General features: G+C 37.9%; 24 protein-coding genes, 20 tRNA genes, 2 rRNA genes and 4 riboswitches (1 of these 50 running past the window's edge). Of the genes, 43 read left to right on the forward strand and 3 right to left on the reverse strand.

Annotated features, from left to right (window positions below):
- From F0362_RS03750 to F0362_RS03865, 24 genes are all read left to right on the forward strand, one after another.
- A 23S ribosomal RNA gene (locus tag F0362_RS03750) occupies window positions 1-987 on the forward strand (it extends 1935 nt beyond the left edge of the window).
- A 101-nt stretch (window positions 988-1088) separates the two neighbouring features.
- Window positions 1089-1204 (forward strand): 5S ribosomal RNA (gene rrf, locus F0362_RS03755).
- Between the two features lie 4 nt (window positions 1205-1208).
- Window positions 1209-1284, forward strand: a tRNA-Val gene (locus F0362_RS03760).
- An 8-nt stretch (window positions 1285-1292) separates the two neighbouring features.
- A tRNA-Tyr gene (locus F0362_RS03765) sits at window positions 1293-1376 on the forward strand.
- A gap of 12 nt (window positions 1377-1388) precedes the next feature.
- Window positions 1389-1463 (forward strand) — tRNA-Gln (locus tag F0362_RS03770).
- A gap of 4 nt (window positions 1464-1467) precedes the next feature.
- Window positions 1468-1543 (forward strand) — tRNA-Lys (locus F0362_RS03775).
- A gap of 15 nt (window positions 1544-1558) precedes the next feature.
- Window positions 1559-1639, forward strand: a tRNA-Leu gene (locus F0362_RS03780).
- 30 nt (window positions 1640-1669) lie between these two features.
- Window positions 1670-1744: transfer RNA gene (locus tag F0362_RS03785), tRNA-Gly, on the forward strand.
- A gap of 16 nt (window positions 1745-1760) precedes the next feature.
- Window positions 1761-1849 (forward strand) — tRNA-Leu (locus F0362_RS03790).
- A 3-nt stretch (window positions 1850-1852) separates the two neighbouring features.
- Window positions 1853-1926: transfer RNA gene (locus F0362_RS03795), tRNA-Arg, on the forward strand.
- A gap of 10 nt (window positions 1927-1936) precedes the next feature.
- A tRNA-Pro gene (locus F0362_RS03800) sits at window positions 1937-2010 on the forward strand.
- Window positions 2011-2025: 15 nt separating this feature from the next.
- Window positions 2026-2098: transfer RNA gene (locus tag F0362_RS03805), tRNA-Ala, on the forward strand.
- Window positions 2099-2118: 20 nt separating this feature from the next.
- Window positions 2119-2211 (forward strand) — tRNA-Ser (locus tag F0362_RS03810).
- A gap of 56 nt (window positions 2212-2267) precedes the next feature.
- Window positions 2268-2360 (forward strand) — tRNA-Ser (locus F0362_RS03815).
- Between the two features lie 20 nt (window positions 2361-2380).
- Window positions 2381-2457, forward strand: a tRNA-Met gene (locus F0362_RS03820).
- A gap of 3 nt (window positions 2458-2460) precedes the next feature.
- Window positions 2461-2536, forward strand: a tRNA-Asp gene (locus tag F0362_RS03825).
- Window positions 2537-2544: 8 nt separating this feature from the next.
- Window positions 2545-2620: transfer RNA gene (locus tag F0362_RS03830), tRNA-Phe, on the forward strand.
- A 10-nt stretch (window positions 2621-2630) separates the two neighbouring features.
- Window positions 2631-2703 (forward strand) — tRNA-Thr (locus F0362_RS03835).
- A 6-nt stretch (window positions 2704-2709) separates the two neighbouring features.
- Window positions 2710-2780: transfer RNA gene (locus F0362_RS03840), tRNA-Trp, on the forward strand.
- Window positions 2781-2790: 10 nt separating this feature from the next.
- Window positions 2791-2867, forward strand: a tRNA-Ile gene (locus tag F0362_RS03845).
- Between the two features lie 9 nt (window positions 2868-2876).
- Window positions 2877-2951, forward strand: a tRNA-Asn gene (locus F0362_RS03850).
- Window position 2952: 1 nt separating this feature from the next.
- Window positions 2953-3024: transfer RNA gene (locus F0362_RS03855), tRNA-Glu, on the forward strand.
- Between the two features lie 132 nt (window positions 3025-3156).
- A complete protein-coding gene (locus F0362_RS03860; RefSeq protein WP_000195540.1) occupies window positions 3157-3576 on the forward strand; it encodes a CBS domain-containing protein in 420 nt (139 codons plus the stop codon).
- Window positions 3577-4052: 476 nt separating this feature from the next.
- Window positions 4053-5204 carry a DUF3965 domain-containing protein gene (locus tag F0362_RS03865; protein WP_001203042.1) on the forward strand — a complete coding sequence of 384 codons (1152 nt, stop codon included), beginning with the start codon at window positions 4053-4055 and terminating at the stop codon, window positions 5202-5204.
- A gap of 240 nt (window positions 5205-5444) precedes the next feature.
- On the opposite strand, the gene F0362_RS03870 is transcribed toward F0362_RS03865, so the two are convergent.
- Both F0362_RS03870 and F0362_RS03875 read right to left on the reverse strand, forming a co-directional pair.
- The gene (locus F0362_RS03870; protein WP_001137815.1) at window positions 5445-5777 is read right to left on the reverse strand and encodes a hypothetical protein; all 333 of its coding nucleotides are present in this window, start codon (window positions 5775-5777) and stop codon (window positions 5445-5447) included.
- Between the two features lie 5 nt (window positions 5778-5782).
- On the reverse strand, window positions 5783-6943 hold the full coding sequence (locus tag F0362_RS03875; protein ID WP_001056042.1) for an SH3 domain-containing protein: 1161 nt from the start codon (window positions 6941-6943) through the stop codon (window positions 5783-5785).
- A 274-nt stretch (window positions 6944-7217) separates the two neighbouring features.
- Window positions 7218-7330, forward strand: a riboswitch (TPP riboswitch).
- A gap of 60 nt (window positions 7331-7390) precedes the next feature.
- A riboswitch (TPP riboswitch) is annotated at window positions 7391-7494 on the forward strand.
- Between the two features lie 83 nt (window positions 7495-7577).
- On the opposite strand from F0362_RS03875, the gene tenA reads away from it, so the two are divergent.
- The 18 genes from tenA (at window position 7578) to kdpDN (ending at window position 22552) form a co-directional block, all read left to right on the forward strand.
- Window positions 7578-8273 (forward strand): thiaminase II, encoded by a 696-nt coding sequence (gene tenA / locus F0362_RS03880; protein ID WP_000666915.1) that lies wholly within the window; start codon window positions 7578-7580, stop codon window positions 8271-8273.
- Complete coding sequence (locus tag F0362_RS03885) at window positions 8242-8991, forward strand: ABC transporter ATP-binding protein (RefSeq protein WP_001256786.1); 750 nt, start codon at window positions 8242-8244, stop codon at window positions 8989-8991. The genes tenA and F0362_RS03885 overlap by 32 nt, the downstream gene beginning before the upstream one ends.
- On the forward strand, window positions 8991-9743 hold the full coding sequence (locus F0362_RS03890) for an ABC transporter permease (RefSeq protein ID WP_002047254.1): 753 nt from the start codon (window positions 8991-8993) through the stop codon (window positions 9741-9743). The genes F0362_RS03885 and F0362_RS03890 overlap by 1 nt, the downstream gene beginning before the upstream one ends.
- Complete coding sequence (locus F0362_RS03895) at window positions 9740-10741, forward strand: ABC transporter substrate-binding protein (RefSeq protein ID WP_000670425.1); 1002 nt, start codon at window positions 9740-9742, stop codon at window positions 10739-10741. The genes F0362_RS03890 and F0362_RS03895 overlap by 4 nt, the downstream gene beginning before the upstream one ends.
- A 10-nt stretch (window positions 10742-10751) precedes the next feature.
- Complete coding sequence (tenI, locus tag F0362_RS03900) at window positions 10752-11372, forward strand: thiazole tautomerase TenI (RefSeq protein ID WP_000787163.1); 621 nt, start codon at window positions 10752-10754, stop codon at window positions 11370-11372.
- On the forward strand, window positions 11365-12474 hold the full coding sequence (gene thiO / locus F0362_RS03905) for a glycine oxidase ThiO (protein ID WP_149889660.1): 1110 nt from the start codon (window positions 11365-11367) through the stop codon (window positions 12472-12474). The genes tenI and thiO overlap by 8 nt, the downstream gene beginning before the upstream one ends.
- Before the next feature lie 15 nt (window positions 12475-12489).
- Window positions 12490-12693, forward strand: coding sequence for a sulfur carrier protein ThiS (thiS, locus tag F0362_RS03910; protein WP_001049505.1), 204 nt, complete (start codon window positions 12490-12492; stop codon window positions 12691-12693).
- Window positions 12694-12695: 2 nt separating this feature from the next.
- Entirely contained in the window at window positions 12696-13466 is a 771-nt protein-coding gene (gene thiG / locus F0362_RS03915) for a thiazole synthase (protein WP_000932007.1), read from the forward strand.
- Window positions 13459-14478, forward strand: a complete 1020-nt coding sequence (thiF, locus tag F0362_RS03920; protein ID WP_001065430.1) for a thiazole biosynthesis adenylyltransferase ThiF — start codon at window positions 13459-13461, stop codon at window positions 14476-14478. Before thiG ends, thiF begins: the two co-directional genes overlap by 8 nt.
- Before the next feature lie 15 nt (window positions 14479-14493).
- Entirely contained in the window at window positions 14494-15300 is an 807-nt protein-coding gene (gene thiD / locus F0362_RS03925; protein ID WP_000453552.1) for a bifunctional hydroxymethylpyrimidine kinase/phosphomethylpyrimidine kinase, read from the forward strand.
- 89 nt (window positions 15301-15389) lie between these two features.
- A riboswitch (cyclic di-AMP (ydaO/yuaA leader) is annotated at window positions 15390-15538 on the forward strand.
- Window positions 15539-15631: 93 nt separating this feature from the next.
- Window positions 15632-16018, forward strand: a complete 387-nt coding sequence (locus F0362_RS03930) for a hypothetical protein (RefSeq protein WP_000424095.1) — start codon at window positions 15632-15634, stop codon at window positions 16016-16018.
- Between the two features lie 13 nt (window positions 16019-16031).
- The gene (locus F0362_RS03935; RefSeq protein ID WP_015000156.1) at window positions 16032-16265 is read left to right on the forward strand and encodes a hypothetical protein; all 234 of its coding nucleotides are present in this window, start codon (window positions 16032-16034) and stop codon (window positions 16263-16265) included.
- Window positions 16266-16526: 261 nt separating this feature from the next.
- Window positions 16527-16672, forward strand: a riboswitch (cyclic di-AMP (ydaO/yuaA leader).
- A 98-nt stretch (window positions 16673-16770) separates the two neighbouring features.
- Window positions 16771-16875, forward strand: coding sequence for a SipW-dependent-type signal peptide-containing protein (locus F0362_RS03940; RefSeq protein WP_000887889.1), 105 nt, complete (start codon window positions 16771-16773; stop codon window positions 16873-16875).
- A complete protein-coding gene (gene kdpF, locus F0362_RS03945; RefSeq protein WP_000972378.1) occupies window positions 16872-16952 on the forward strand; it encodes a K(+)-transporting ATPase subunit F in 81 nt (26 codons plus the stop codon). The genes F0362_RS03940 and kdpF overlap by 4 nt, the downstream gene beginning before the upstream one ends.
- Before the next feature lie 19 nt (window positions 16953-16971).
- Window positions 16972-18639 carry a potassium-transporting ATPase subunit KdpA gene (gene kdpA / locus F0362_RS03950; protein WP_000638325.1) on the forward strand — a complete coding sequence of 556 codons (1668 nt, stop codon included), beginning with the start codon at window positions 16972-16974 and terminating at the stop codon, window positions 18637-18639.
- Between the two features lie 13 nt (window positions 18640-18652).
- Complete coding sequence (gene kdpB / locus F0362_RS03955; protein ID WP_001247984.1) at window positions 18653-20743, forward strand: potassium-transporting ATPase subunit KdpB; 2091 nt, start codon at window positions 18653-18655, stop codon at window positions 20741-20743.
- 16 nt (window positions 20744-20759) lie between these two features.
- A complete protein-coding gene (gene kdpC, locus F0362_RS03960; RefSeq protein ID WP_001085547.1) occupies window positions 20760-21341 on the forward strand; it encodes a K(+)-transporting ATPase subunit C in 582 nt (193 codons plus the stop codon).
- Between the two features lie 56 nt (window positions 21342-21397).
- Entirely contained in the window at window positions 21398-22552 is a 1155-nt protein-coding gene (gene kdpDN / locus F0362_RS03965) for a KdpD-like non-kinase potassium sensor (protein ID WP_002038036.1), read from the forward strand.
- Window positions 22553-22575: 23 nt separating this feature from the next.
- Here kdpDN and F0362_RS03970 read toward each other — a convergent pair whose 3' ends face one another.
- Window positions 22576-23757: an MFS transporter gene (locus F0362_RS03970; protein WP_052943444.1), complete on the reverse strand. Its 1182-nt coding sequence runs from the start codon at window positions 23755-23757 to the stop codon at window positions 22576-22578.
- Between the two features lie 139 nt (window positions 23758-23896).
- Here F0362_RS03970 and F0362_RS03975 point away from each other — a divergent pair, with 139 nt between their 5' ends.
- Window positions 23897-24358, forward strand: coding sequence for a MarR family transcriptional regulator (locus F0362_RS03975; RefSeq protein WP_000442447.1), 462 nt, complete (start codon window positions 23897-23899; stop codon window positions 24356-24358).
- The last annotated feature ends 27 nt before the right edge of the window (window positions 24359-24385 follow it).

Here is a 24385-nt window from a genome sequence, read left to right on the forward strand (position 1 = left end):
ACTATAACGGTCCTAAGGTAGCGAAATTCCTTGTCGGGTAAGTTCCGACCCGCACGAAAGGTGTAACGATTTGGGCACTGTCTCAACCAGAGACTCGGTGAAATTATAGTACCTGTGAAGATGCAGGTTACCCGCGACAGGACGGAAAGACCCCGTGGAGCTTTACTGTAGCCTGATATTGAATTTTGGTACAGTTTGTACAGGATAGGCGGGAGCCATTGAAACCGGAGCGCTAGCTTCGGTGGAGGCGCTGGTGGGATACCGCCCTGACTGTATTGAAATTCTAACCTACGGGTCTTATCGACCCGGGAGACAGTGTCAGGTGGGCAGTTTGACTGGGGCGGTCGCCTCCTAAAGTGTAACGGAGGCGCCCAAAGGTTCCCTCAGAATGGTTGGAAATCATTCGTAGAGTGCAAAGGCATAAGGGAGCTTGACTGCGAGACCTACAAGTCGAGCAGGGACGAAAGTCGGGCTTAGTGATCCGGTGGTTCCGCATGGAAGGGCCATCGCTCAACGGATAAAAGCTACCCCGGGGATAACAGGCTTATCTCCCCCAAGAGTCCACATCGACGGGGAGGTTTGGCACCTCGATGTCGGCTCATCGCATCCTGGGGCTGTAGTCGGTCCCAAGGGTTGGGCTGTTCGCCCATTAAAGCGGTACGCGAGCTGGGTTCAGAACGTCGTGAGACAGTTCGGTCCCTATCCGTCGTGGGCGTAGGAAATTTGAGAGGAGCTGTCCTTAGTACGAGAGGACCGGGATGGACGCACCGCTGGTGTACCAGTTGTTCTGCCAAGGGCATAGCTGGGTAGCTATGTGCGGAAGGGATAAGTGCTGAAAGCATCTAAGCATGAAGCCCCCCTCAAGATGAGATTTCCCATAGCGTAAGCTAGTAAGATCCCTGAAAGATGATCAGGTTGATAGGTTCAAGGTGGAAGCATGGTGACATGTGGAGCTGACGAATACTAATAGATCGAGGACTTAACCATATAATATGAAGCAATGTTATCTAGTTTTGAAAGAATATAAAAAACTTATTGACTTTAAAAGTTGAATAAGTTAAAATGATTCTTGTCTTAAATGAATATAGTCTGGTAATGATGGCAGAGAGGTCACACCCGTTCCCATACCGAACACGGAAGTTAAGCTCTCTAGCGCCGATGGTAGTTGGGACCTTGTCCCTGTGAGAGTAGGACGTTGCCAGGCAAATGGAGGATTAGCTCAGCTGGGAGAGCACCTGCCTTACAAGCAGGGGGTCGGCGGTTCGATCCCGTCATCCTCCACCATTTATGTCGGAGGGGTAGCGAAGTGGCTAAACGCGGCGGACTGTAAATCCGCTCCTTCGGGTTCGGCAGTTCGAATCTGCCCCCCTCCACCATTTCTTAATTATTGGGCTATAGCCAAGCGGTAAGGCAACGGACTTTGACTCCGTCATGCGCTGGTTCGAATCCAGCTAGCCCAGCCATTAAGAGCCATTAGCTCAGTTGGTAGAGCATCTGACTTTTAATCAGAGGGTCGAAGGTTCGAATCCTTCATGGCTCACCATTTTCAATAAAATATGCGGGTGTGGCGGAATTGGCAGACGCACTAGACTTAGGATCTAGCGCCTTTGGCGTGGGGGTTCGACTCCCTTCACCCGCACTTTTAATAAAATATCTCATAACATGTCTTGCGGAAGTAGTTCAGTGGTAGAATACAACCTTGCCAAGGTTGGGGTCGCGGGTTCGAATCCCGTCTTCCGCTCCAATTTTCAATATGACATGCCGGGGTGGCGGAACAGGCAGACGCACAGGACTTAAAATCCTGCGGTGGGTGACCACCGTGCGGGTTCGACCCCCGCCCTCGGCACCATATGCGCCCGTAGCTCAATTGGATAGAGCGTTTGACTACGGATCAAGAGGTTAGGGGTTCGACTCCTCTCGGGCGCGCTTTTATTAACGGGAAGTGGCTCAGCTTGGTAGAGCACCTGGTTTGGGACCAGGGGGTCGCAGGTTCAAATCCTGTCTTCCCGATTTTCCCAAAAACATGGGGCCTTAGCTCAGCTGGGAGAGCGCCTGCCTTGCACGCAGGAGGTCAGCGGTTCGATCCCGCTAGGCTCCACTTTATTTATTATATGTCTCGGAGGTATACCCAAGTTCGGCTGAAGGGATCGGTCTTGAAAACCGACAGGCGGTGAGAATCGCGCGGGGGTTCGAATCCCTCTACCTCCTCCATTTTCTTTTGAAATGGTTTAGCTACATATAATAATAAAATATTTATTTTCCTTCATGGAGGTATACCCAAGTTCGGCTGAAGGGATCGGTCTTGAAAACCGACAGGCGGCGAGAGTCGCGCGGGGGTTCGAATCCCTCTACCTCCTCCATTTTTAAAATATTATATTGTCGCGGGGTGGAGCAGTACGGTAGCTCGTCGGGCTCATAACCCGAAGGTCGCAGGTTCAAATCCTGTCCCCGCAACCAAATGGTCCCGTGGTGTAGTGGTTAACATGCCTGCCTGTCACGCAGGAGATCGCCGGTTCGACCCCGGTCGGGACCGCCATTTATGTTGGCTCGGTAGCTCAGTCGGTAGAGCAGAGGACTGAAAATCCTCGTGTCGGCGGTTCGATTCCGTCCCGAGCCACCATTTTTTTTATGCCGGCTTAGCTCAATTGGTAGAGCAACTGACTTGTAATCAGTAGGTTGGGGGTTCAAGTCCTCTAGCCGGCATCATTTAGGGGCATAGTTTAAAGGTAGAACTGAGGTCTCCAAAACCTCCAGTGTGGGTTCGATTCCTACTGCCCCTGTAAAGTATATGGGCCTATAGCTCAGCTGGTTAGAGCGCACGCCTGATAAGCGTGAGGTCGATGGTTCGAGTCCATTTAGGCCCACCATATATTTATTCCGCAGTAGCTCAGTGGTAGAGCTATCGGCTGTTAACCGATCGGTCGTAGGTTCGAGTCCTACCTGCGGAGCCATGGCCCGTTGGTCAAGTGGTTAAGACACCGCCCTTTCACGGCGGTAACACGGGTTCGAATCCCGTACGGGTCATAAAGAAAGAGTCAGCAATATGCTGGCTCTTTTTTATTGTGTATAATCCTCTTTTTTATCATCTTATTTTCCTCAAATAAATAAAGGGATTTAGGAAAAACTATGGTATGTATTAAAAGGAGGAGATAAAAAATGACGCAAGTTAGAGACTTTATGAGTACTCATATTGTACATTGTACACCGTTAGATAATGTATATGAGGCTGCTGTAAAAATGAAGGAAGAATCAGTTGGATTGATTCCTGTTCTTGAAAATGAACAAGTCGTTGGGCTTGTTACTGATCGAGATTTAGTTGTTCGAGGGATTGCTGAAAAACATCCTGGGTCTAATAAAATTACAAATGTAATGACGACAAACATTGTTTCGGTTTCTCCAGATGATTCTATTGAAAAAGCTACAGAATTAATGGCACAGTATCAAATTAGACGATTGCCAGTAGTTGAGGGCGGTCAACTTGTCGGGATGCTAGCATTAGGTGATTTAGCTATAAGAGAAGCGGCAGATGATCAAGCTGGGTTCGCTTTAAGTGAAATCTCGGAACGTACGGAATAAAGTTAAACTTTAATTAGTGAAAGTGTTATTGTCCGCAAATAGTGGGATAAATGATGGATAAAAATCAGATACATTATTCTAGTATATGTGGATTAAACTAATATATTAGCGTGATGTATCTGAGACATTATATAATAAGTACATAGTTAAGGTTTTCGACAGTTTATTTAAATTTTTCATTCCTAATTTTAAATAAGAGAAAAAGTGATATACTGATAGATATAAGTATTATGATAGGTTTTGAATATAACAATATTTATTTTTAGTGTTGTAATAATGAATTAATATTTCCTACGTAGATAAAGTGAAACTTTAATTATTGGGGGTTTTGTCCATCCGCCAATGATTATTCGTTGAACCAATCGGGCTTTTATCGGCAGTTTTATTTCCCACCTAACTTCCTCGCATTCACTGGATTTTGAGGTGGGCGTCTTACTGCCCGGCAAATAGCGGGATAAAAAGGGAAGGGGAATTATATGAGGGCTGTACAGGGCGATCCAAATTGGAATTTGGTTACAGATACATATATAGAACCAAATAATTTTGCTGAATTATTATCTTTACTTGTACCTTGTCACCCAAAAGGTGAAGGAAAAGAGCGAACTATATTAGCATGGAAAGAAAAAGAATTTTATAAAGAAGAAAATTTAGCAGCAGTTATCGTTTATGGAATGAATAGAGTAAAGAATTTACCACAGTTTCATAAAGATGAAATTCCAACCTTAGTACGTATTCTTCGTTTATGTCAAGAGATTGGTTGGTATGAAGAGGCAAATACTTTTATGGTAACACAAGGGCTAGCTGAATTTGTCCAAACTTCATTGGAATATGAAACATGGGATCTTTTGACACAAGCAGTTGCTTTAAACTATTTAGTTATTAAATATCGTGTCGGGGAATTAACAGATGGGGATGTAGAAATTTGGGATAGAGTTAAATTTAATGAGAAATGTATAACAAATTGTAAACATCTATTATCTCAAAAAGAAATATTAGAGTTTACATTCTTCTATATGTGTAAGAGGGCTAAAGCACAGTCAAAAGAGCAGCTGAATAGTGATATGATGAGTCTAGCGATGTATTGTAATACTTTTGTGTATGATTTATATAGACATGACTTGTTGCGAAAGTATCGTAAGTGTACAGATTTTCTATCATATTATGGACCTAGTCAAGTAGTTTTAGCTTGTCAAAGAGCTGTACTTTCTCAAATTTCAGATCGATTAGATCCACTAAAGACAACTCATGTAGATGATTATTTATATGTGATGAAAGAAATGATGGAACATATGACAATAGGTATAATGGATCGATATAACCATTTTATCGGAAAGTTATTATCATACGTGCCATTTTTCGAAATGATTCAAGTTCCACAGCATGCATATTATTGTGAAGAATTACTGTATATTTGTAAGGGCATTGAATATAAAGAGGAAATACTACGCAATTATATATTTATACAATTACATGATTGTTTACCATCATTCTTTAAACTATTTCTTAAAAATAAGCGTTATGCGACGATTCATGATATTCTTTTCTATTGGTGTGACGATGAACAAAGAATGGGTTTAGAGAAAAAATATAATCTTAGTTTTATTTATGAAAAATATGCTTGTGGCTAAACAGTATTTTACATATGAAAAATTAATATAAATTAAAAAGGATCTCAATGTTATGTGAGATCCTTTTTTGTTAGTAAAACAAGGAGAAAGTGATTAAGATGAGAAATAGCATTCCATATAGGAGAAGTTGTGCAGTATAACTTCCTTGTATACCAAAAAAAGTATTTAGTTTTCCGTATAAATTCAATATATATTTCATTGTGTTATCTTTGAAAGATTGGTACACAGTGTCTCCTCTTTCTAAGCTTCTTGTTCATGTTTTTTATTATTAGGGACATTAATGTATCTAGCTATGAATAATAAAACAGCCATAAAGAATACGGGAATTATAGTAGATAAATAAAAGCCATTACTAATAACATTTGTTATAAGGGCACTTAATAGAAAAATAGCATTATAAACATGGGCAACTTTTTGCTTTAGTCGCACTTGAAATGACTCCATCATAATTTCTAGAGCAACAAAAGCAATGATAATAGATAAAAATACAGTGTTTGTATTGTAAATTATTAAACAACAGATTAAACCTAAAAAGGCTAAGTATTCAATGAAGAGAGGTATATTGCGTGGCATACAATTTACCTAACTAAATACGGCAGTGGATTTACTGCATTTGTTTTTTCAAAATTCCATTCTCCATTATGTAATTCGAAATGGAGGTGTTGTCCGTATGAATGACCTGTGTTACCCATATGACCTAGTAATTGTCCAGTTTGTATTTGATCACCAGCTTGTACAGTGCGATCTTTCATATGAGCATAAACTGTTGTATATAATTTCCCGTTTATTTGATGGGCGATGAACACTACATTGCCATAACTAGCTGAATAATATGATTTAATAACTTTACCTGCAGCGGCAGCTTGAATGGAGACGTTACCTTGTGCTGCAATATCTATTCCATAATGCATTTGTTCCCAGCGTATATCAAAGGTTGAGCTGATTTTTCCTTGAGTAGGGAATTTGAAAACTGCTGGAATAGCTGAAGATTGAGCTGTTTGAGCTTGTGATTGCTGTTGATTTTGTACCACATAGTGTTTGGCCACATACCCGTATCCTGTGCCAAAACGAATTTTATACCAAGTTCCTACTGTTTCTACTACTTGTATCTGTGTACCGTTTTGTAAAGAACCAAGTAGAGTACCATTTGTGCTAGCATTGTTACGTACATTTAATTTAGGTGTTGCAACAGTATATTTCGTATCATTTTGAACTGTGATTCCTTTTACTAAGGGCTGCGAACCATTAGATACGAATGCTTTTTGTACATAACCTGTTTGACCGTTATGTGAAATTTTATACCATTCGCCTTGTTCTCCTTGAATAGTCACGAACTTACCATTTGGTAATACATCTAAAATGGAAGATTCTAAATTAGGTTCAGAGCGAACGTTCAATGCATTAGCATTGACGATGTATTGATTAGTAGATTGAAGTTTGTTTTTTTGCAGAATAGCATCTTTTTGTACATAGCCTACTTTATTATTAACAGATACTTTATACCAATCCTTCGTTGTTTTAAGTATGTTAACTTTCGTATTAAAGCGAATTGTATCAAGGGATGTGCTATTTGTATTATCTTCTTTATGTAAGGCTACTTGATCGACTTTGACATATCCAGTTTTGACATTAGATAATTGTTCAGCGTTTGCTTTTTGTACATTTGTTTCGCCCATAGAAGGAAGTAATGAGGCGATTGCGACAGTAGTTGCTGTTAGAGCTGTAGCTTTCATATTCATATAATAGAGACCTCCTCTAGTTGTATAGTTAGTTGTAATTTTATTATAGTATAAAGATATAATATAGTGGGTGTATTCACATAAATGTAATATGAAATCAATATAAAAATAAATTTTTTCAGGATAATGATTCCTTTTTATGGAATTAATTGGGATTTTATTTTACGAAATAGAATAATAATTATTATATAACTCTGTAATTTCGTTGACAATTGAGAAAATTAAAACAGTTGATGATGTCTTATTAGGGTGTTATACTGACAGTGATAATTTTATAGTTTGCTAGGAGAGCTGGTGTTGCCAGCTGAGAGTAAGACCTTAAGTCTTTGATCCTTTTCATTACCTGATCTAGATTATGCTAGCGTAGGGAAGCAATTCGGACACTAATGATGAGTCCCCGTTTCTTTGCGTATAGAAACGGGGCTTTTTTATTTGAAAATTTTATATTGAAACCACTAGGGGTGCTTTTCGTGCTGAGAGAGGAATAATCCTTAACCCTTACAACACCTGATCTAGGTAATACTAGCGAAGGGAAGTGGAACAACGAATAAACTATAATTTTATTTGTTGTAACCACTTCTGATTATAGAAGTGGTTTTTTATTTAGATACATATATTGAAGGGGGAAATAGAAATGAAATTTTGTAATAGATTGTTAGAAGCTGTACAACCAGTTTGGGAGATGAGTCATAATCATCCATTTGTAGTAGGGATGGGGGATGGCACGTTAGAAAAAGATAAGTTTCAGTATTACATTATTCAAGATTATTTATATTTGTTAGATTATGCAAAGCTATATGCCATCGGTGTTGTAAAGGCAACGAATCCACAAGTAATGGGAAAATTTGCTGAACAAATTGATGGAATATTAAATGGAGAAATGACGATCCATAAACAGTATGCAAAAAGGCTTGGAATTTCTATAGAGGAGATAGAATCAGCAAAACCATCTGCTAAAAATTTAGCTTATACAAATTACATGATGTCTGTATCTCAAAATGGCACACTTGCGGAATTAATAGCAGCACTTCTTCCATGTATGTGGAGTTATTGGGAAATTGGAAAGCGTTTAAATGATATTCCTGGAGCGAGAGATCATGAGTTCTTTGGTGAGTGGATTCAAGGATATAGTTCTGAAGAATACGGTAACCTTTGTATTTGGTTAATAGATTTATTAGATGAAATGGCAATTGGAAAGTCAGAGCGAGAGCTAGAAAGATTAGAGGAGATTTTCTTATATTCCAGTCGATTTGAATATTTATTCTGGGATATGTCCTATCGTAAGGAGATGTGGGGATTTGAGGAGCAAGAACATACTACAGTTTCATAATGTTTCTTTTCATTATGATGAGAAGCCAATCATCGATGAATTAAATACTTCTATACAAGAGAAAGAGTTTGTAAGCATTATTGGGCCAAGTGGCTGCGGGAAAAGTACTCTATTTCGCCTTATTACAGGCTTAGAAGAAGTTAGTACTGGACGGATAGAGCTGACAGAAACAAAAAGTCATCCTGTAGGGTATATGCCTCAAAAAGATATGCTCCTGCCGTGGAGAACAATTATTGAGAATGCTGCTTTGCCACTAGAATGTCAGGGTGTACAGAAGAAAGAAGCACAAGTAAAGGCAAAGGAACTGTTACATAAATTTGGTTTACAAGGATACGAGGGAAAATACCCGAAAGATTTATCTGGTGGTATGAAGCAGCGCGTATCTTTTATCCAAACATTATTAACAGGCGGAGAGATATTATTGCTAGATGAACCGTTTAGCGCATTGGACGCTTTAACGAAGGCATCTTTGCAAGAATGGTTGTTTGAACAATGGAAAGAGTGGGAAAAAACAATTTTATTTATCACTCATGATGTGGAAGAAGCGTTGTTTCTTTCGAATCGAATTTTAGTGGTGGAACAGCAGCCGATAACTACTTTGACTGAACGGATTGTGCCGCTTGATCATAACAGAACACGAAAAGATTTATATAAACCGGATGTGTTAGCGCTGAAAGATGAGCTTCTTAGTATGTTACAAAGGCAGGTACTCGTATGATGAACCGATTGAAAGAATTAGTTCCTGCCATTACACTTTCTAGCATTTTACTCGTTATGTGGGAAATAGGAGCAAGAATTGTAGATGAAATGTACATTTTACCGTCACCGTCAGCAATTGTAATGAAGATATGGAAACTAAAAGACATATTATTTACGGTTCATTTACCGGCAACGTTATACGTCGTTTTAATAGGTGTTGTTATTTCTATCGTATTAGGTGTAGGGCTAGCGATGTTAATGAATGCGAGTACATGGATGGAAAGGGCATTTTATCCATTATTAGTTGCCTCACAAACGATTCCCATTACAGCGCTTGCTCCGCTTTTCGTTTTATGGTTTGGATATACCATCTGGAGTAAGGTTGTTGTTACAGTTTTAATTACGTTTTTCCCTATTGCGGTCAATACGTATGACGGACTGCGTAGTACGAAAAAAGAATGGGAGGAGCTCTTAGTTACATATGGAGCAACGAAGAAAGATGTTTTTCTTAAGTTAAAGTTACCGTCTGCTCTTCCTTATTTTTTTTCAGCTTTAAAAATTGCAGTTCCGCTTAGTGTAATTGGGGCAGCAATCGGTGAATGGCTCGGTGCACAAGCTGGGCTTGGTTATTTCAGTAAGAGAATGATGACACAGTTAGATGGAGCTGGTGTATTTGCACCCATTGTATTGTTATCATTATTAGCTATTTTCTTCGTCATACTTATTTCCGTATTAGAAAAGAAATTCATTAGTTGGAGGAAGCATTCATGAAATTTTTAAAACGCATCTTTGTGTTTACATTATTAGTTGCAATGATTGCAGGATGTTCGAGTAATTCAGCATCAGATAAAAGTAAAAAAGAGAAAGAAATAACGGTTATGCTCGATTGGTACCCAAATGCGGTACATAGCTTTATTTATGCAGCAATTGAAAAAGGCTACTTTAAAGAAGAAGGAATAAAGGTAAATATAAAATTCCCTTCTAATCCAACTGATCCATTAACTTTAGCTGCAGCAGGGAAAGTGACAGTTGGTTTGTATTATCAGCCAGATGTTGTTATGGCCAGAGCAAATGAACAAATTCCAGTGAAATCAATTGGAGCTGTCGTACGTTCACCGTTAAATCATGTCGTATCGCTGAAATCAGCAGGTATTCAATCACCGAAAGATTTAGAAGGAAAAACAGTAGGATATTCTGGAACTCCTTTAAGTGAAGCATATTTAAAAACGATGATAAAAGAAGCTGGTGGTAATCCTGATACGGTGAAAGTAGTTGATGTTGGCTTTGATTTAGTACCAGCGTTAATTACGAAAAAAGTGGATGCTGTAACAGGAGCATACATTAACCATGAAGTACCTGTTATGCGTCATGAAGGTCATGAACCAGCGTACTTTAATCCAGCAGAATATGGTGTGCCTAATTATCATGAACTTGTTTTCGTAACAGGTGATAAAACGTTGAAAAAAGATAAAGAAGCATTGCAAGCCTTTTTACGTGGGGCAAAAAAAGGGTATGACTTTATGAAGAAAAGCCCTGATGAAGCATTAAATATTTTATTAGATCATCAAGAAAAAGAAAACTTCCCGCTTGTACCAGAAGTTGAAAAAGAAAGCATGAAAATTTTATTAGAGAAGATGGAAACGAAAGATGAGCCATTTTTATCAGATTCAAAAGAGTCATGGGAGAAACAAAACAAATGGTTGAAAGACAAAGGAATGACGAAAGAAATTGTTCCTGCCGATGAATTATTCGAAAACATTTTAAAGTAGGCGAATGAATATGAAAAATGAGCTCCATGTAATCTCAAATGGCCATATGCCATTCGAAGAGTTAGTGAATGTAGCGATGCAAATTGAGAGTGAGATTGATTATTTGCATATTCGTGAGCGTGAGAAAAGTACGAAGGAATTATATGAAGGGGTGGAAAGTCTTTTGAAAAAAGGCTTTCCAGCATCTAAGCTTGTTATAAATGATCGAATTGATATTGCCATTTTATTAAACATTCCGCGTGTTCAACTAGGATACCGAAGCGCAGATGTAAGGTTAGTGAAAGAAAAGTTTTCTTATTTGCATGTCGGTTATTCAGTACACTCGTTAGAGGAAGCGATAGTAGCATTTAAAAATGGAGCGGATTCACTCGTTTATGGTCATGTATTTCCGACAGATTGTAAAAAAGGTGTGCCAGCGAGAGGACTTGAAGAAATTTCAGACATTGCAAGCTGTTTATCTATATCGATTACAGCGATTGGAGGAATTACCCCAGAAAACACAGTAGATGTTCTTACTAACGGTGTAAGCGGTATAGCAGTTATGTCCGGAATTGTAAGTAGTAGTAACCCATATAGCAAAGCGAAATCTTATAAGGAATCAATAAGAAAGTGGGCGGAAAAACATGTGTGAGAAGTATGATGTAGCGATTATTGGCGGTGGTGTAATTGGTAGCTCAGTTGCACATTTTCTAGCAGAAAGAGGACATAAAGTAGCAATTATAGAGAAGCAAAAAATTGCATCAGAAGCTTCTAAAGCAGCTGCTGGCCTGCTTGGTGTTCAAGCAGAATGGGATGCGTATGACCCGCTATTTGAACTTGCTAGAGAAAGCCGAGCTATATTTCCACAACTTGCAACAGTTTTACGTGAAAAGACGGGTATTGATATTGGATATGAGGAGAAAGGGATATATCGTATTGCACAAAACGAAGATGAGAAGGAAAGAATTCTTCACATTATGGATTGGCAACAGAAAACAGGTGAAGATTCATATTTTCTAACGGGAGACCATTTACGGGAAAAAGAGCCATTTCTATCCGAATCCATTATAGGAGCGGTATATTATCCGAAAGATGGTCACGTTATTGCACCAGAGCTTACGAAAGCATTCGCGCATTCTGCATCAATTTCCGGTGCGGATATATATGAACAGACAGAAGTGTTTGATATTCGTATTGAAAATAATAAAGTGACTGGTATTGTTACGAGCGAAGGTATAATCACATGCGAAAAAGTGGTGATTGCCGGTGGCTCATGGAGCACGAAGTTACTAGGTCATTTTCACCGCGAATGGGGTACATATCCAGTTAAAGGAGAAGTAGTAGCGGTAAGAAGTAGAAAACCACTTTTAAAGGCACCTATTTTCCAAGAAAGATTTTATATTGCTCCAAAGCGCGGCGGACGTTACGTAATTGGAGCAACGATGAAACCGCATACGTTTAATAAAACTGTAAAACCGGAAAGCATTACTTCTATATTAGAGCGTGCTTATACAATATTGCCAGCTTTAAAAGAAGCAGAGTGGGAAAGCGCATGGGCAGGATTAAGACCACAATCGAATCACGAAGCTCCTTATATGGGAGAACATGAAGAAATAAAAGGTTTATATGCTTGTACGGGCCATTATCGAAACGGCATTTTATTAAGCCCTGTTTCTGGTCAATATATGGCGGATTTAATAGAAGGAAAGCAGGAGAATCACTTGCTAGATTCATTGCTTTCTAAAACGGTTTAGAAAGGGGATGGAAGTTTGAATTTAAAAATTAATGGTAACCAAATTGAAGTACCAGAGAGTGTAAAAACAGTAGCTGAGTTACTTACACATTTAGAGTTAGATAACAGAATTGTTGTAGTAGAGCGTAATAAAGATATTTTACAAAAAGATGATCATACAGATACATCTGTTTTTGATGGAGACCAAATTGAGATTGTAACTTTCGTAGGAGGCGGTTGATTATGTTAAACATTGGACCATTGTCATTTCAGTCTAGACTTTTATTAGGAACAGGGAAATTCCCTGATTTTGACGTACAGCAAAAAGCAATTGACGCTTCTGAAGCTGAAATTTTAACGTTTGCAGTACGTCGTATGGATATATTTGATGCAAAGCAACCTAATTTATTAGAGAAGCTTGATGTGAAAAAATATACGTTATTACCAAATACAGCTGGAGCAAAAAATGCTGAAGAAGCTGTTCGTATTGCAAAATTAGCAAAAGCTTCAGGGCTTTGTGACATGATCAAAGTTGAAGTTATTGGTGATGATAGAACGTTGTTACCTGATCCAGTAGAAACGTTAAAGGCATCTGAAATGTTACTAGAAGAAGGGTTTATCGTACTTCCGTACACATCTGATGATGTTGTATTAGCACGTAAATTACAAGAACTAGGTGTGCATGCAATTATGCCAGGAGCATCACCAATCGGTTCAGGGCTTGGTATTGTAAATCCGTTAAATTTAAGCTTCATTATTGAACAAGCGACAGTACCGGTTATCGTTGATGCAGGTATTGGTAGCCCAGCTGATGCAGCGTTTGCGATGGAATTAGGAGCAGATGGTGTGTTATTAAATACGGCTGTATCAGGAGCAAAAGATCCTATTAAGATGGCATACGCAATGAAGTTAGGTATTGAGGCAGGTCGCATAGGCTTTGAAGCGGGGCGTATTGCACGTAAACGTTGTGCAACTGCAAGCAGTCCTTTAGAAGGAATGAGTGTAGTTGAATAATCGATATTCTCGCCAAGAACTATTTTCTCCAATTGGGGAAGAAGGGCAGCAAAAGATAAGAGAAAAGCATGTGCTTATTATCGGCGCAGGCGCACTTGGTAGTGCAAATGCAGAAATGTTTGTAAGAGCTGGTGTTGGGAAGATAACAATTGTTGACCGTGATTATGTCGATTGGAGTAATTTACAAAGACAACAATTGTATGCAGAGAGCGACGTGAAAAATAATCTTCCGAAGGCTATAGCGGCTAAAAAGCGTTTAGAAGAGATTAATAGTGATGTAACAATAGAGGCCCTCGTTCAAGATGTAACAGCTGAGGAGCTAGAAGAACTTGTTACAAACGTTGATGTAATGATTGATGCGACTGATAATTTTGAAACACGTTTTATTGTGAATGATATAGCACAAAAATATTCTATTCCATGGATTTATGGTGCATGTGTAGGCAGTTACGGTCTTTCTTACACAATTCTTCCTAGTAAAACACCATGTTTATCATGTTTATTACAATCGATTCCGCTTGGCGGGGCGACATGTGATACAGCGGGTATTATATCACCTGCTGTATCTCTTGTCGTTTCTCATCAAGTAACAGAAGCTCTTAAACTGTTAGTAGAAGATTATAAATCACTTCGAGATGGACTTGTATCGTTTGATATGTGGAAGAATGAGTATTCCTGTATGAATGTGCAAAAACTTCGCAAACATAATTGTCCTTCGTGCGGAGAGAATGCATTATATCCGTATTTAAATAAAGAGAACACATCGAAAACAGCAGTTTTATGCGGGAGAAATACAGTTCAAATTAGACCACCTCATAAAGAAGAAATGGATTTTGAACAATATAAACAGCTACTAGAAGGCCGTGTGAATAATTTAAATGTAAATCCATATTTACTATCTTTCTCTGTTGAAGAAAAGAGGTTAGTTGCCTTCAAAGATGGCCGTGTACTTGTACATGGAACGAAAGATATAAGCGAAGCAAAGACGATTTATCATCGCTATTTTGGATAGAAAAGGATGAGTGAGATGGAAGTGAATAAAGCTTTAACAATTGCAGGATCTGATAGCGGCGGTGGTGCTGGTATTCAAGCGGATTTAAAAACATTCCAAGAGCTTAGTGTGTATGGGATGACGGTTATTACGGCAATTACTGCTCAAAATACGCTTGGCGTTCAAGGGGTATATCCTGTTCCATTAGAAGGTATTACGGAACAGCTGAATTCAATTGGTACGGATTTAACACCAGATGCAGTGAAACTAGGAATGTTATTTAGTAGTGAAATTATTCAAATTGTGGCAGAACAGATTAAGAAATTTGGTTGGAATAATATTGTGCTAGATCCTGTTATGATTGCAAAGGGCGGAGCATCATTATTACAGCAAGAAGCAGTTCAAGCATTAAAGGAATATTTATTACCAGTAGCAACAGTTATTACACCGAATGTTCCAGAAGCTGAAGTGTTAACTGGGATGGAGATTCATAATATAGAAGATAGTAAGAAAGCTGCGAAAGTATTGCACGAATTAGGTGCTAAATATGTGCTTATGAAGGGCGGACATGCGGAATATCAAGGTAATGAAGTAATTGATTTACTCTTTGATGGAGAAGAGTTTATTGAATTTAGAAGTGAACGAATTCCTTCGAAACAAACGCACGGAAGTGGCTGTACATTTGCTTCAGCAGTTACAGCTGGACTTGCGAAAGGGTACTCAATGGACGAAGCAGTTCAAGAGGCAAAACGATTTATTAGTATAGCAATTGAAGAGCCATTGAATATTGGTAGTGGTCATGGACCGACGAATCATTTTGCGTATAAATTGAATAAAGCATAAGCATGAAGAATGAAAAGGCCAGTTTTACAACTGGCTTTTTTTGTTTACTTTTTCCAAATACAAGAGTAATATATCAGCCAGAATACATTTTTTGTAATACGCTGAGTCCAAATATATGGAGCGGAGGAACCAATTTTGTGCATCGTCACTTGGGGTGAATCTTTCAGTTTTGAAAGTAGGGCTACTCTCAAAGCCCGAATCCGACAGCTAACTTCGTAAGCGTTTTGAGAGAGGACGGTGCCATGATGGATACATCACTTCATCGATCCGATTAGTATAGGGGAATATCAATCTACGTTTGAATTCTTTTATGCTAAGGAGGATGAGGTACATGGAACTAACACTTATTTGTGTTGGAGAAAAAAACAAGGTAAAGAGTTTAAGAGAGCTAGTAGCATTTCAGCATGAGTTAATTATTTTTACAGCCAATGAAGAGATAGCGGCTGAAGTTAGAGATTATGGGTTTGAATCAGCTTATAGCTGTAATAAGGAGAAAGATTTTACTAGTATGTGCACACGAATTAAGAAGGTGATTTTACTAGGGGATGAGCTTCCAACAGTTAGTTTCTTCACAGAACACATTCGTTTTTCTTTTCAAGCGCCTATTACTGTTGTTACAAGGAATAAACGATATCCAGCGCGGCTCTATGAAACAATTGGAGCTAAATTTGTCGTGTTTACGAACTGTGATAATATTTCGTTTTTATTTTTTGAATAGGGCGGGGGAAGAAATGATGAAGGTACTATTACTTGGAGATATAGCAAATCGTTGGGCAGTATCGGTAGAGCGAGTTCAAGAATTGGTTCAGATTGATCCCCTTTTTCCAGGGCCATATATTATATTACCATCAAAAGATGCTTTGTATTTAGAGATGGATATTACCGAGTATGAGCAGCTACATGCAGAATTGACACAAGTTTATATTCGCGGGAGAAATTTACGTGCATTTTTACGTGGTAAATAAATTCTGAATGAAAACGAGAGCGAATGTTAAGTGTGCCTAAGTGGGGTGCTTATATACATTCGCTCTTTTTTTATATATAAAAGGTCATTTCTATGAAAAAGAAAGAAAAGACAAGAAAACAGATGAAAGAATATTAATAATACGTAATGTAAGCGTTTAAATAGCGTAATATTTTCTTATTTTAAGTAATTTACCTCTTTACAAGTGAAATATAGAGGAGTATATTTACTCTCATAAATCATTTATCAAATTTCCAAAAAAAACCTAAAATCGCTGAGTTCCAGAAATGGAGCGGGGGAACCAATTTTGTGCATCGTCACTTGGGGTGAATCTTTCAGTTTTGAAAGTAGGGCTACTCTTTAGGCCCGAATCCGACAGCTAACCTCGTAAGCGTTTAGAGAGGAGGTTTACTTTTTGTTGTTCATTTTTTGAACACTGAGTAGAGCTCAGTGTTCTTTTTTAATATTTTAATGGTAAATTTTAACATTTAAAGTGAGGGATTGTTATGTTAGATGTTGTGATGATCGGAATTTTTGTTGTATTAGTAGCATCGATGGCAAGTCTTGCAAGTTGGTCAGATAAAGTTGTGAAAGAAGGGAAGCAATCATGATGATTGCCTTATCGGTTATTGTTGCAGCGATTACGGTGTACTTAGTATACGCATTATTAAATCCAGAAAAGTTTTAATTAGGGGGAATCATTCATTATGATTTGGGTTGCAGTCATTATTACAATGCTCTTGTTTATTTTAGTAGCAAAGCCAACGGGGATTTATTTAGAGAAAGCCTTTCAAGGTAGCAAAATGTTAGATAAAGTATTCGGGCCTTTTGAGAAACTTATTTTTAAAATTACAGGTGTAAAAGGATACAATCAAACGTGGAAACAGTATGCATTATCATTAGTTCTACTCAACGGATTTATGATTGTCGTTGTATATTTCATTTTTAGATTACAAGGTGTATTGCCATTAAATCCAGCGCATATTGAAGGGATGGAGCCTACGCTCGCTTTTAATACAGCGATTAGTTTTATGGCTGATACAAACTTACAACATTACAGCGGTGAAAATGGTTTATCTTATTTATCACAATTAATCGGGATTACATTTTTAATGTTTGCGGCACCAGCAACGACGTTAGCGATTGTTATGGCTTTTATAAGAGGACTTGCTGGAAAAGAACTTGGCAACTTTTTCGTTGATTTTACGAGGGCGTTAACGAGAGTGTTTCTTCCTATCGCATTTATTGCAGCGTTAGTCTTTGTCGCACTTGGTGTACCACAAACGTTAGATGGGGCGGTTACAGCACAAACGATTGATGGAGCAAAACAAAGTATTTTACGAGGGCCTGTTGCATCATTCGTTTCTATTAAGGAACTTGGGAATAACGGCGGTGGATTTTTCGGGGCAAACTCTACACATCCTTTTGAAAATCCAGGACAAATGAGTAATATTTTGCAAATGATGCTTATGATGTTATTACCAACAGCACTTCCATTTACGTACGGACGAATGGTAGGAAATAAAAAACAAGGGCGTATCCTTTTCGTTTCACTATTCATGGTGTTTTTACTAGGATTTATAACGATTACGACATCTGAACTAAACGGGAATCCGGCATTAAATGGAATGGGTATCGAACATGTACAAGGAAGTACAGAAGGGAAAGAAGTACGATTTGGAACAGTATTCTCTTCACTATACGCAACAGTAACGACAGCTGCTGAAACAGGGGCCGTTAATACGATGCATGATACGTTAACGCCAATTGGCGGTTTAGTTCCACTCGTAAATATGATGTTGAATACAGTATACGGCGGTGTTGGAGCGGGCTTTATTAATATTATTATGTATGCAATTATTGCAGTCTTTATATCTGGATTAATGGTCGGAAGAACACCAGAGTTTTTAGGTAAAAAGATTGAAGGTAAGGAAATGAAATTAATTGCAGTAACGATTCTATTTCATCCATTACTTATCTTAGGATTTTCTGCATTAGCTCTTTCAACAAGTTTAGGAACGGATGCGATTTCTCATTCCGGTTTTCACGGTTTAACGCAAGTTGTATATGAATACACATCGTCAGCTGCGAATAATGGATCTGGATTTGAAGGATTAGCAGATAATACACCGTTTTGGAATATTACGACTGGTTTAGTTATGTTTTTAGGACGCTATTTCAGTTTAATTACGATGCTAGCTGTAGCAGCTTCATTGAAAGAGAAGACGGTAGTACCAGAAACAGTCGGAACGTTCCGTACGGATAATGGTTTATTTGGAGGAATCTTTATTGGAACGATTGTAATTGTTGGTGCATTAACATTTTTCCCGATGTTAGTACTTGGCCCAATTGCAGAATTTCTTACATTGAAGTAATGGAGGGTAAATAATGAGACCGGTAGTAGTAAAAGAAAAACAATTGAACGATTCACAAATACATGCTGTAGAAGATGAAGTTAGACAAGCGAAAACGTTGGATCGTGATATCGTGACGCATGCGATGAAACAATCCTTTGCGAAATTGAATCCGAAAGTAATGATAAAGAATCCGATTATGTTCATTGTGGAAATTGGGTTTATCATTACGTTCATTTTATCTTTTCTCCCAAGCAGTTCTAGTAGTGTACCAGGATGGTTTAATATAACAGTTTCTCTCATTCTATTATTTACAGTTTTATTTGCTAACTTTGCAGAAGCATTAGCTGAAGGCCGTGGTAAAGCGCAAGCCGATTCTTTAAAACAATCGAAGAAAGATGTGTTTGCAAATGTCGTAAAAGAAAATGGAGACATTGTTCAAGTTTCAGCAACTGATCTGAGAAAAGGTGACGTTGTTATCGTAAAACAAGGGGAAATGATTCCAAATGATGGTGAAGTAATAAAAGGGTTAGCGTCTGTCGATGAATCTGCAATAACAGGAGAATCAGCCCCTGTTATAAAGGAAGCGGGTGGCGATTTTTGTTCCGTAACAGGCGGAACGATGGTCGTAAGTGATGAGATTACAATTGTTATTACAAGTAATCCTGGAGAATCATTTATTGATAAAATGATTTCATTAGTAGAAGGGGCTGCTCGTCAAAAAACGCCGAATGAGATTGCTTTAAATACAGTATTAACGAGTTTAACGCTTATTTTCTTAATCGTTGTTGTGACGTTGCCAATTTTCACGAATTATTTAGGGTTTCAAATTGATACAGCTGTACTTGTAGCATTGTTAGTTTGTTTAATTCCAACGACAATTGGTGGGTTATTATCGGCAATTGGTATAGCTGGGATGGACCGGGTGACAAAATTTAACGTGTTAGCGATGTCAGGGAAAGCAGTAGAAGCTGCGGGCGATATTAATACAATTATTTTAGATAAAACAGGTACGATTACTTTCGGGAACCGAATGGCACATACACTGCTTCCAGTAGGAAATGAAACGATTGAGCAAGTTGGAAAGTGGGCTGCTATTAGTTCTGTTTTAGATGAAACACCAGAAGGCCGATCTGTTATAGAATATGTGCAAACGAAATCTATATCATATAATCGAGAACTTGCAGAACAAGGGGAGTTCGTTCCGTTTAAAGCAGAAACAAGAATGAGTGGTGTCGATTTACAGGACGGAACGAAAGTGAGAAAAGGTGCTGTAGGTAGCGTGATTGAATGGGTTCGATCACAAGGTGGAAAGATTCCAAAAGATGTGAATCAAAAAGCAGATTTCATTTCAAAAGAGGGTGGAACACCACTTGTAGTGGCAGTAGATGATCGTATTTACGGTTTAATTTATTTAAAGGATACGGTAAAACCTGGTATGCGTGAGCGTTTTGAACAATTACGTCAGATGGGGATTAAAACGGTTATGTGTACAGGGGATAACCCATTAACAGCAGCAACAATTGCAAAAGAAGCAGGTGTAGATGAATTCGTTGCCGAGTGTAAACCAGAAGATAAAATTGCAGTTATTAAAGCAGAGCAAGATAAAGGGAAGCTTGTAGCGATGACAGGTGATGGTACAAATGATGCGCCGGCGTTAGCGCAAGCCGACGTTGGATTAGCGATGAATAGTGGTACGACAGCAGCGAAAGAAGCGGCGAACATGATTGATCTAGACTCGAATCCAACGAAAATTATTGAGGTTGTAGGAATTGGTAAGCAATTGTTAATGACGCGCGGGGCGTTAACAACGTTTAGTATTGCGAATGATATAGCAAAATATTTTGCAATTATTCCAGCGATGTTCACACTTGCGATTCCGCAAATGGAAGCATTGAACATTATGAAATTAACGTCACCACTGTCAGCAATTTTATCAGCATTAATATTTAACGCTGTTATTATTCCATTACTTATTCCATTAGCGATGAAAGGAATCGCATATAAACCGATGAGCTCTAATGCATTGCTTAGCAGAAACTTACTCATTTACGGGCTTGGCGGGGTTATCGTTCCGTTCATTGGAATTAAGGTAATTGATATGATTGTCGGCTTGTTCATATAAGGAAGAGGGGAAAAAGATGGCGAAGAAACAAAGTATACTATCACCAATTATTCGTATTACTTTTACATTTTTAGTTTTGTGCGGCCTCGTATACCCGCTTATTGTAACTGGTATTGCACAAGCGGTAATGAAGGATAATGCGGATGGAAGTCTTATATATAATGATAAGGATGAAATAGTTGGTTCGAAGTTAATCGGTCAAAATTTCACAGATCCACGTTATTTTCATGGACGTGTCTCTAGTATAGAATATAAAGCAGAAGCATCTGGTTCAAATAACTATGCACCGTCTAATCCAGATTTAGAGAAACGAGTAGAGAAAAGTATGGAAGACTGGAAGAAACAAAATCCAACCGTTCCAGTTACAGAAGTACCGATAGACTTAGTGACGAATTCAGGTTCAGGGCTTGATCCTGACATTAGTCCAAAGGCAGCGTCTGTGCAGGTAGATCGCATCTCTAAATTAACGAATATTCCGAAAGAAAAGTTAAATCAATTGATTAAGGAACAAACAGAAGGTGCTGCCCTCGGTTTATTTGGAGAAGATCGCGTAAACGTCTTAAAGTTAAACTTAGAATTACAGAAATTAATGAAATAGTAACAGTACTACCTCAATCTAACGGATTGAGGTAGTGTTGTTTCGCAAGAAGGGTTGTGAGTGTTTTGTATGCGGATGATTATAAACCGACGTTTCAAAGGCGAACGCCAGAGGAATATTTAGAATACATTCGTCAACAAAATCGTGGAAAATTAAAGCTATACGTAGGGGCTGCCCCAGGCGTAGGGAAAAGTTATAAAATGCTTTTTGATGCACGAGAGATGAAAAAAGACGGCATTGATATTGTAATTGGTTTAATTGAAACACATGGTAGAAAAGAGACGGAAGAAGCAATTGCTGATTTAGAAAAAGTTCCTTTAAAAGAAATAGAGTATAAAGGAAAAGTATTTTATGAACTTGATGTAGAAGGAATTATAAAGCGTGGCCCGCAAGTAGTTGTAGTGGATGAACTTGCACATAGTAACATTCCTGGGTCTAAAAATAAGAAGCGTTACATGGATGTGCAAGAATTGTTAGATGCCGGTATATCTGTATTATCTGCGTTTAATATTCAACATTTAGAAAGCGTTCATGACATTGTAGCTCAAATTACGAATGTAAAAGTACGGGAACGTATTCCAGATTTTATTTTACAAAAAGCAAATGAAATTCAGCTCGTTGATGCAACGCCTGAGGTATTAAGGAAGAGATTAATAGATGGAAAGATATATAAGGAAGAAAAAATTCAGCAGAGCTTACAAAATTTCTTTACGCTTAATAATCTAGGGGCACTTAGGGAATTATCACTTCGAGAAGTTGCTGATGATATGGACGAGAAAATTAGCCAAACAGTAATAGAACCAATTGGCGTAAAAGAAAAAATTCTCGTTTGTGTACAATACAGTTCAACAGCGGAGAAATTAATAAGACGGGGATGGCGCATGGCTGATCGGTTAAATGCTGAATTGTACGTATTAAACGTTGAGAGGGAAAATATAGATTCTATTTCAGCTGGAAAAAAGCAGACGATTGAAGAGTGGAAATCGTTAACCAATCAATTTGATGCGAGTTTTGTATTAGAAGAAGCAAAAGGAAGAAAACCAGCTGATGTTATTATCGAAGTTGCCCAGAGACTACAAGTAACACAAGTTTTACTCGGACAATCTGCAAGAACAAGGTGGGAAGAAATACGAAAAGGTTCTATTGTAAATGAAATTATGAGACAAACAAAGTATATTGATATTCATATTGTTGCGGATCAAAGAGCTTAAATAGAGCCCACCTTTCGGGGGCTCTATTTTGCCTTTTGTGCGGTAGAGAAACGTAACATTTTTATTGCGTATAAAACTATAAGTAGAAATGTAACTGCTCCTATAAAGAAAATCCAAAAGTAATTTTGATTAAATAAAAGAAACCCACCTACAATAGGTCCTGTACCCATGCCAAAATAGCGAATGAAGTTGTACATACCGATAGCTGTTGCGCGTTCTTGTACGAATTCTTCCGTTAATAAAGTAGTGTGAGTTGGCATAGAAAGTCCCATGCTAAAACCGTATAAAGAGGTAACGATAATGAAGGTTGGGATATTGTTGCTATATGCTAAAGAGAATAAAGTGATACATATAATATTGAAGAAACTAGTGATGAATAAAGCTTGCTTTGTTGTGAACTGTTTTTGCAAAAATTTGTAGCAATAACTTCCTAACATAATAGAAAGGGACATTGGTACAAACATAAGACCAATTTCACTTGCGTGTAGATGATATATATTTGTTAATATGCTAGGCAAAAAAAACAGGAAACAGAAATACATACAAAATTGAATAAAGCCAATAAGTGTAATAGAAAATCCAGTTTTATTTTTTAAGATAAGCCAGTAATTCTTTTTTACTTTAGGCTGTTTAATTACATTTGGTTTTGTTTCTGGAAGTAGTGAAATGTTTATAATTAATAATATGATGCCAATTGTAGATAAAAACAGAAATACAGATAAGTGGCCGTGTATACTGCCGAGATAACCACCTATAAGAGGGCCGATCGCAGGTGCGAGAGCAAGTAACATTTGATAAAGGCTCATCGCTTCTCCGCGTTCTTTTCCTTCAAATAAATCACCGATAATCGTTGCTGCAACTACAGGTATAGCCGCTATTCCTATAGCTTGAACAGCTCTAAAAAATAGAAATAAGTAAATGTTTGGTGAGAAAGCACAACCAATTGAGCCGATTGTACTAATAATTAAACTAGGGATAAGGACAGATTTTCTTCCTTTTGTATCAATTAAAGGTCCGTATATGAGCTGCATAATCGCAAGAATGAATGTGAAAAGTGAAACGGTTAAACTTACAAGATAAAGAGAAGTATGAAACGAATTTTGAATCATCGGTAAGATCGGTGTGTAAATATTTTGAGCGAAGGAACTGAGTAAGGCACTCATACAGACAACATATAAAATGAAATTCAGTTTGGTTTTTTCCATAATGCTAACCTCCTTATTTTTAGTTTCCTAGGAAACTAAATTTATTTTAACATGATTTTCTCACTTGTAAAGATGGAGAAATGATTTTAAAATGGTATATAGTTAAATTGTTTCTTTGGAAACTTAGGAGGCGAATGGATTGGAACGTACAGCGAAACAAATGGAAATAATTTCGGATATTCGTACACTTTTTCATAAAAAAGAAGAGCATTTGAAAGAAAATAATGAGAAGTTTCTTCGTGAAACAGGTGTAAGTGGTATGTCTTTATCTGAGTTACATGTTATCGAGTGTATCGGACAAAATGGTCTCATGAATGTAACGGCTATTACGACAGAAATGGGAATGACGAAGGGCGCGATCTCTAAAATTTGTACAAAGTTATTTCAAAAGCAGTTCGTTGAGAAGATGCAAATGTTAGATAATCAAAAAGAAATTTTCTTCCGCTTAACGGAAAGAGGAAATGAAATATATAAAGCTCATGAAAAGTTGCATAAACAAGCGGAAGAAAAGTGGCTGTTACTTTTAGATGGATATACGAAAGAAGAGCAAGATTTTATTCAAAGGTTTATAAAGGATGTCTCTGATCATTTGGAAATATAATTGGAAGAAAAAATACTTTTTTCTCAA

Origin of the sequence: Bacillus sp. BS98, assembly GCF_008432245.1 — a bacterium.
Taxonomy (GTDB): domain Bacteria; phylum Bacillota; class Bacilli; order Bacillales; family Bacillaceae_G; genus Bacillus_A; species Bacillus_A toyonensis.

Coding starts and splice junctions, on each gene's coding strand:
- F0362_RS03860 (WP_000195540.1), top strand. CDS start 3,157: ATGACGCAAGTTAGAGACTTTATGAGTACTCATATTGTACATTGTACA.
- F0362_RS03865 (WP_001203042.1), top strand. CDS start 4,053: ATGAGGGCTGTACAGGGCGATCCAAATTGGAATTTGGTTACAGATACA.
- F0362_RS03870 (WP_001137815.1), bottom strand. CDS start 5,777: ATGCCACGCAATATACCTCTCTTCATTGAATACTTAGCCTTTTTAGGT.
- F0362_RS03875 (WP_001056042.1), bottom strand. CDS start 6,943: ATGAATATGAAAGCTACAGCTCTAACAGCAACTACTGTCGCAATCGCC.
- tenA (WP_000666915.1), top strand. CDS start 7,578: ATGAAATTTTGTAATAGATTGTTAGAAGCTGTACAACCAGTTTGGGAG.
- F0362_RS03890 (WP_002047254.1), top strand. CDS start 8,991: ATGAACCGATTGAAAGAATTAGTTCCTGCCATTACACTTTCTAGCATT.
- F0362_RS03895 (WP_000670425.1), top strand. CDS start 9,740: ATGAAATTTTTAAAACGCATCTTTGTGTTTACATTATTAGTTGCAATG.
- tenI (WP_000787163.1), top strand. CDS start 10,752: ATGAAAAATGAGCTCCATGTAATCTCAAATGGCCATATGCCATTCGAA.
- thiO (WP_149889660.1), top strand. CDS start 11,365: ATGTGTGAGAAGTATGATGTAGCGATTATTGGCGGTGGTGTAATTGGT.
- thiG (WP_000932007.1), top strand. CDS start 12,696: ATGTTAAACATTGGACCATTGTCATTTCAGTCTAGACTTTTATTAGGA.
- thiD (WP_000453552.1), top strand. CDS start 14,494: ATGGAAGTGAATAAAGCTTTAACAATTGCAGGATCTGATAGCGGCGGT.
- F0362_RS03930 (WP_000424095.1), top strand. CDS start 15,632: ATGGAACTAACACTTATTTGTGTTGGAGAAAAAAACAAGGTAAAGAGT.
- F0362_RS03935 (WP_015000156.1), top strand. CDS start 16,032: ATGATGAAGGTACTATTACTTGGAGATATAGCAAATCGTTGGGCAGTA.
- F0362_RS03940 (WP_000887889.1), top strand. CDS start 16,771: ATGTTAGATGTTGTGATGATCGGAATTTTTGTTGTATTAGTAGCATCG.
- kdpF (WP_000972378.1), top strand. CDS start 16,872: ATGATGATTGCCTTATCGGTTATTGTTGCAGCGATTACGGTGTACTTA.
- kdpA (WP_000638325.1), top strand. CDS start 16,972: ATGATTTGGGTTGCAGTCATTATTACAATGCTCTTGTTTATTTTAGTA.
- kdpB (WP_001247984.1), top strand. CDS start 18,653: ATGAGACCGGTAGTAGTAAAAGAAAAACAATTGAACGATTCACAAATA.
- kdpC (WP_001085547.1), top strand. CDS start 20,760: ATGGCGAAGAAACAAAGTATACTATCACCAATTATTCGTATTACTTTT.
- F0362_RS03970 (WP_052943444.1), bottom strand. CDS start 23,757: ATGGAAAAAACCAAACTGAATTTCATTTTATATGTTGTCTGTATGAGT.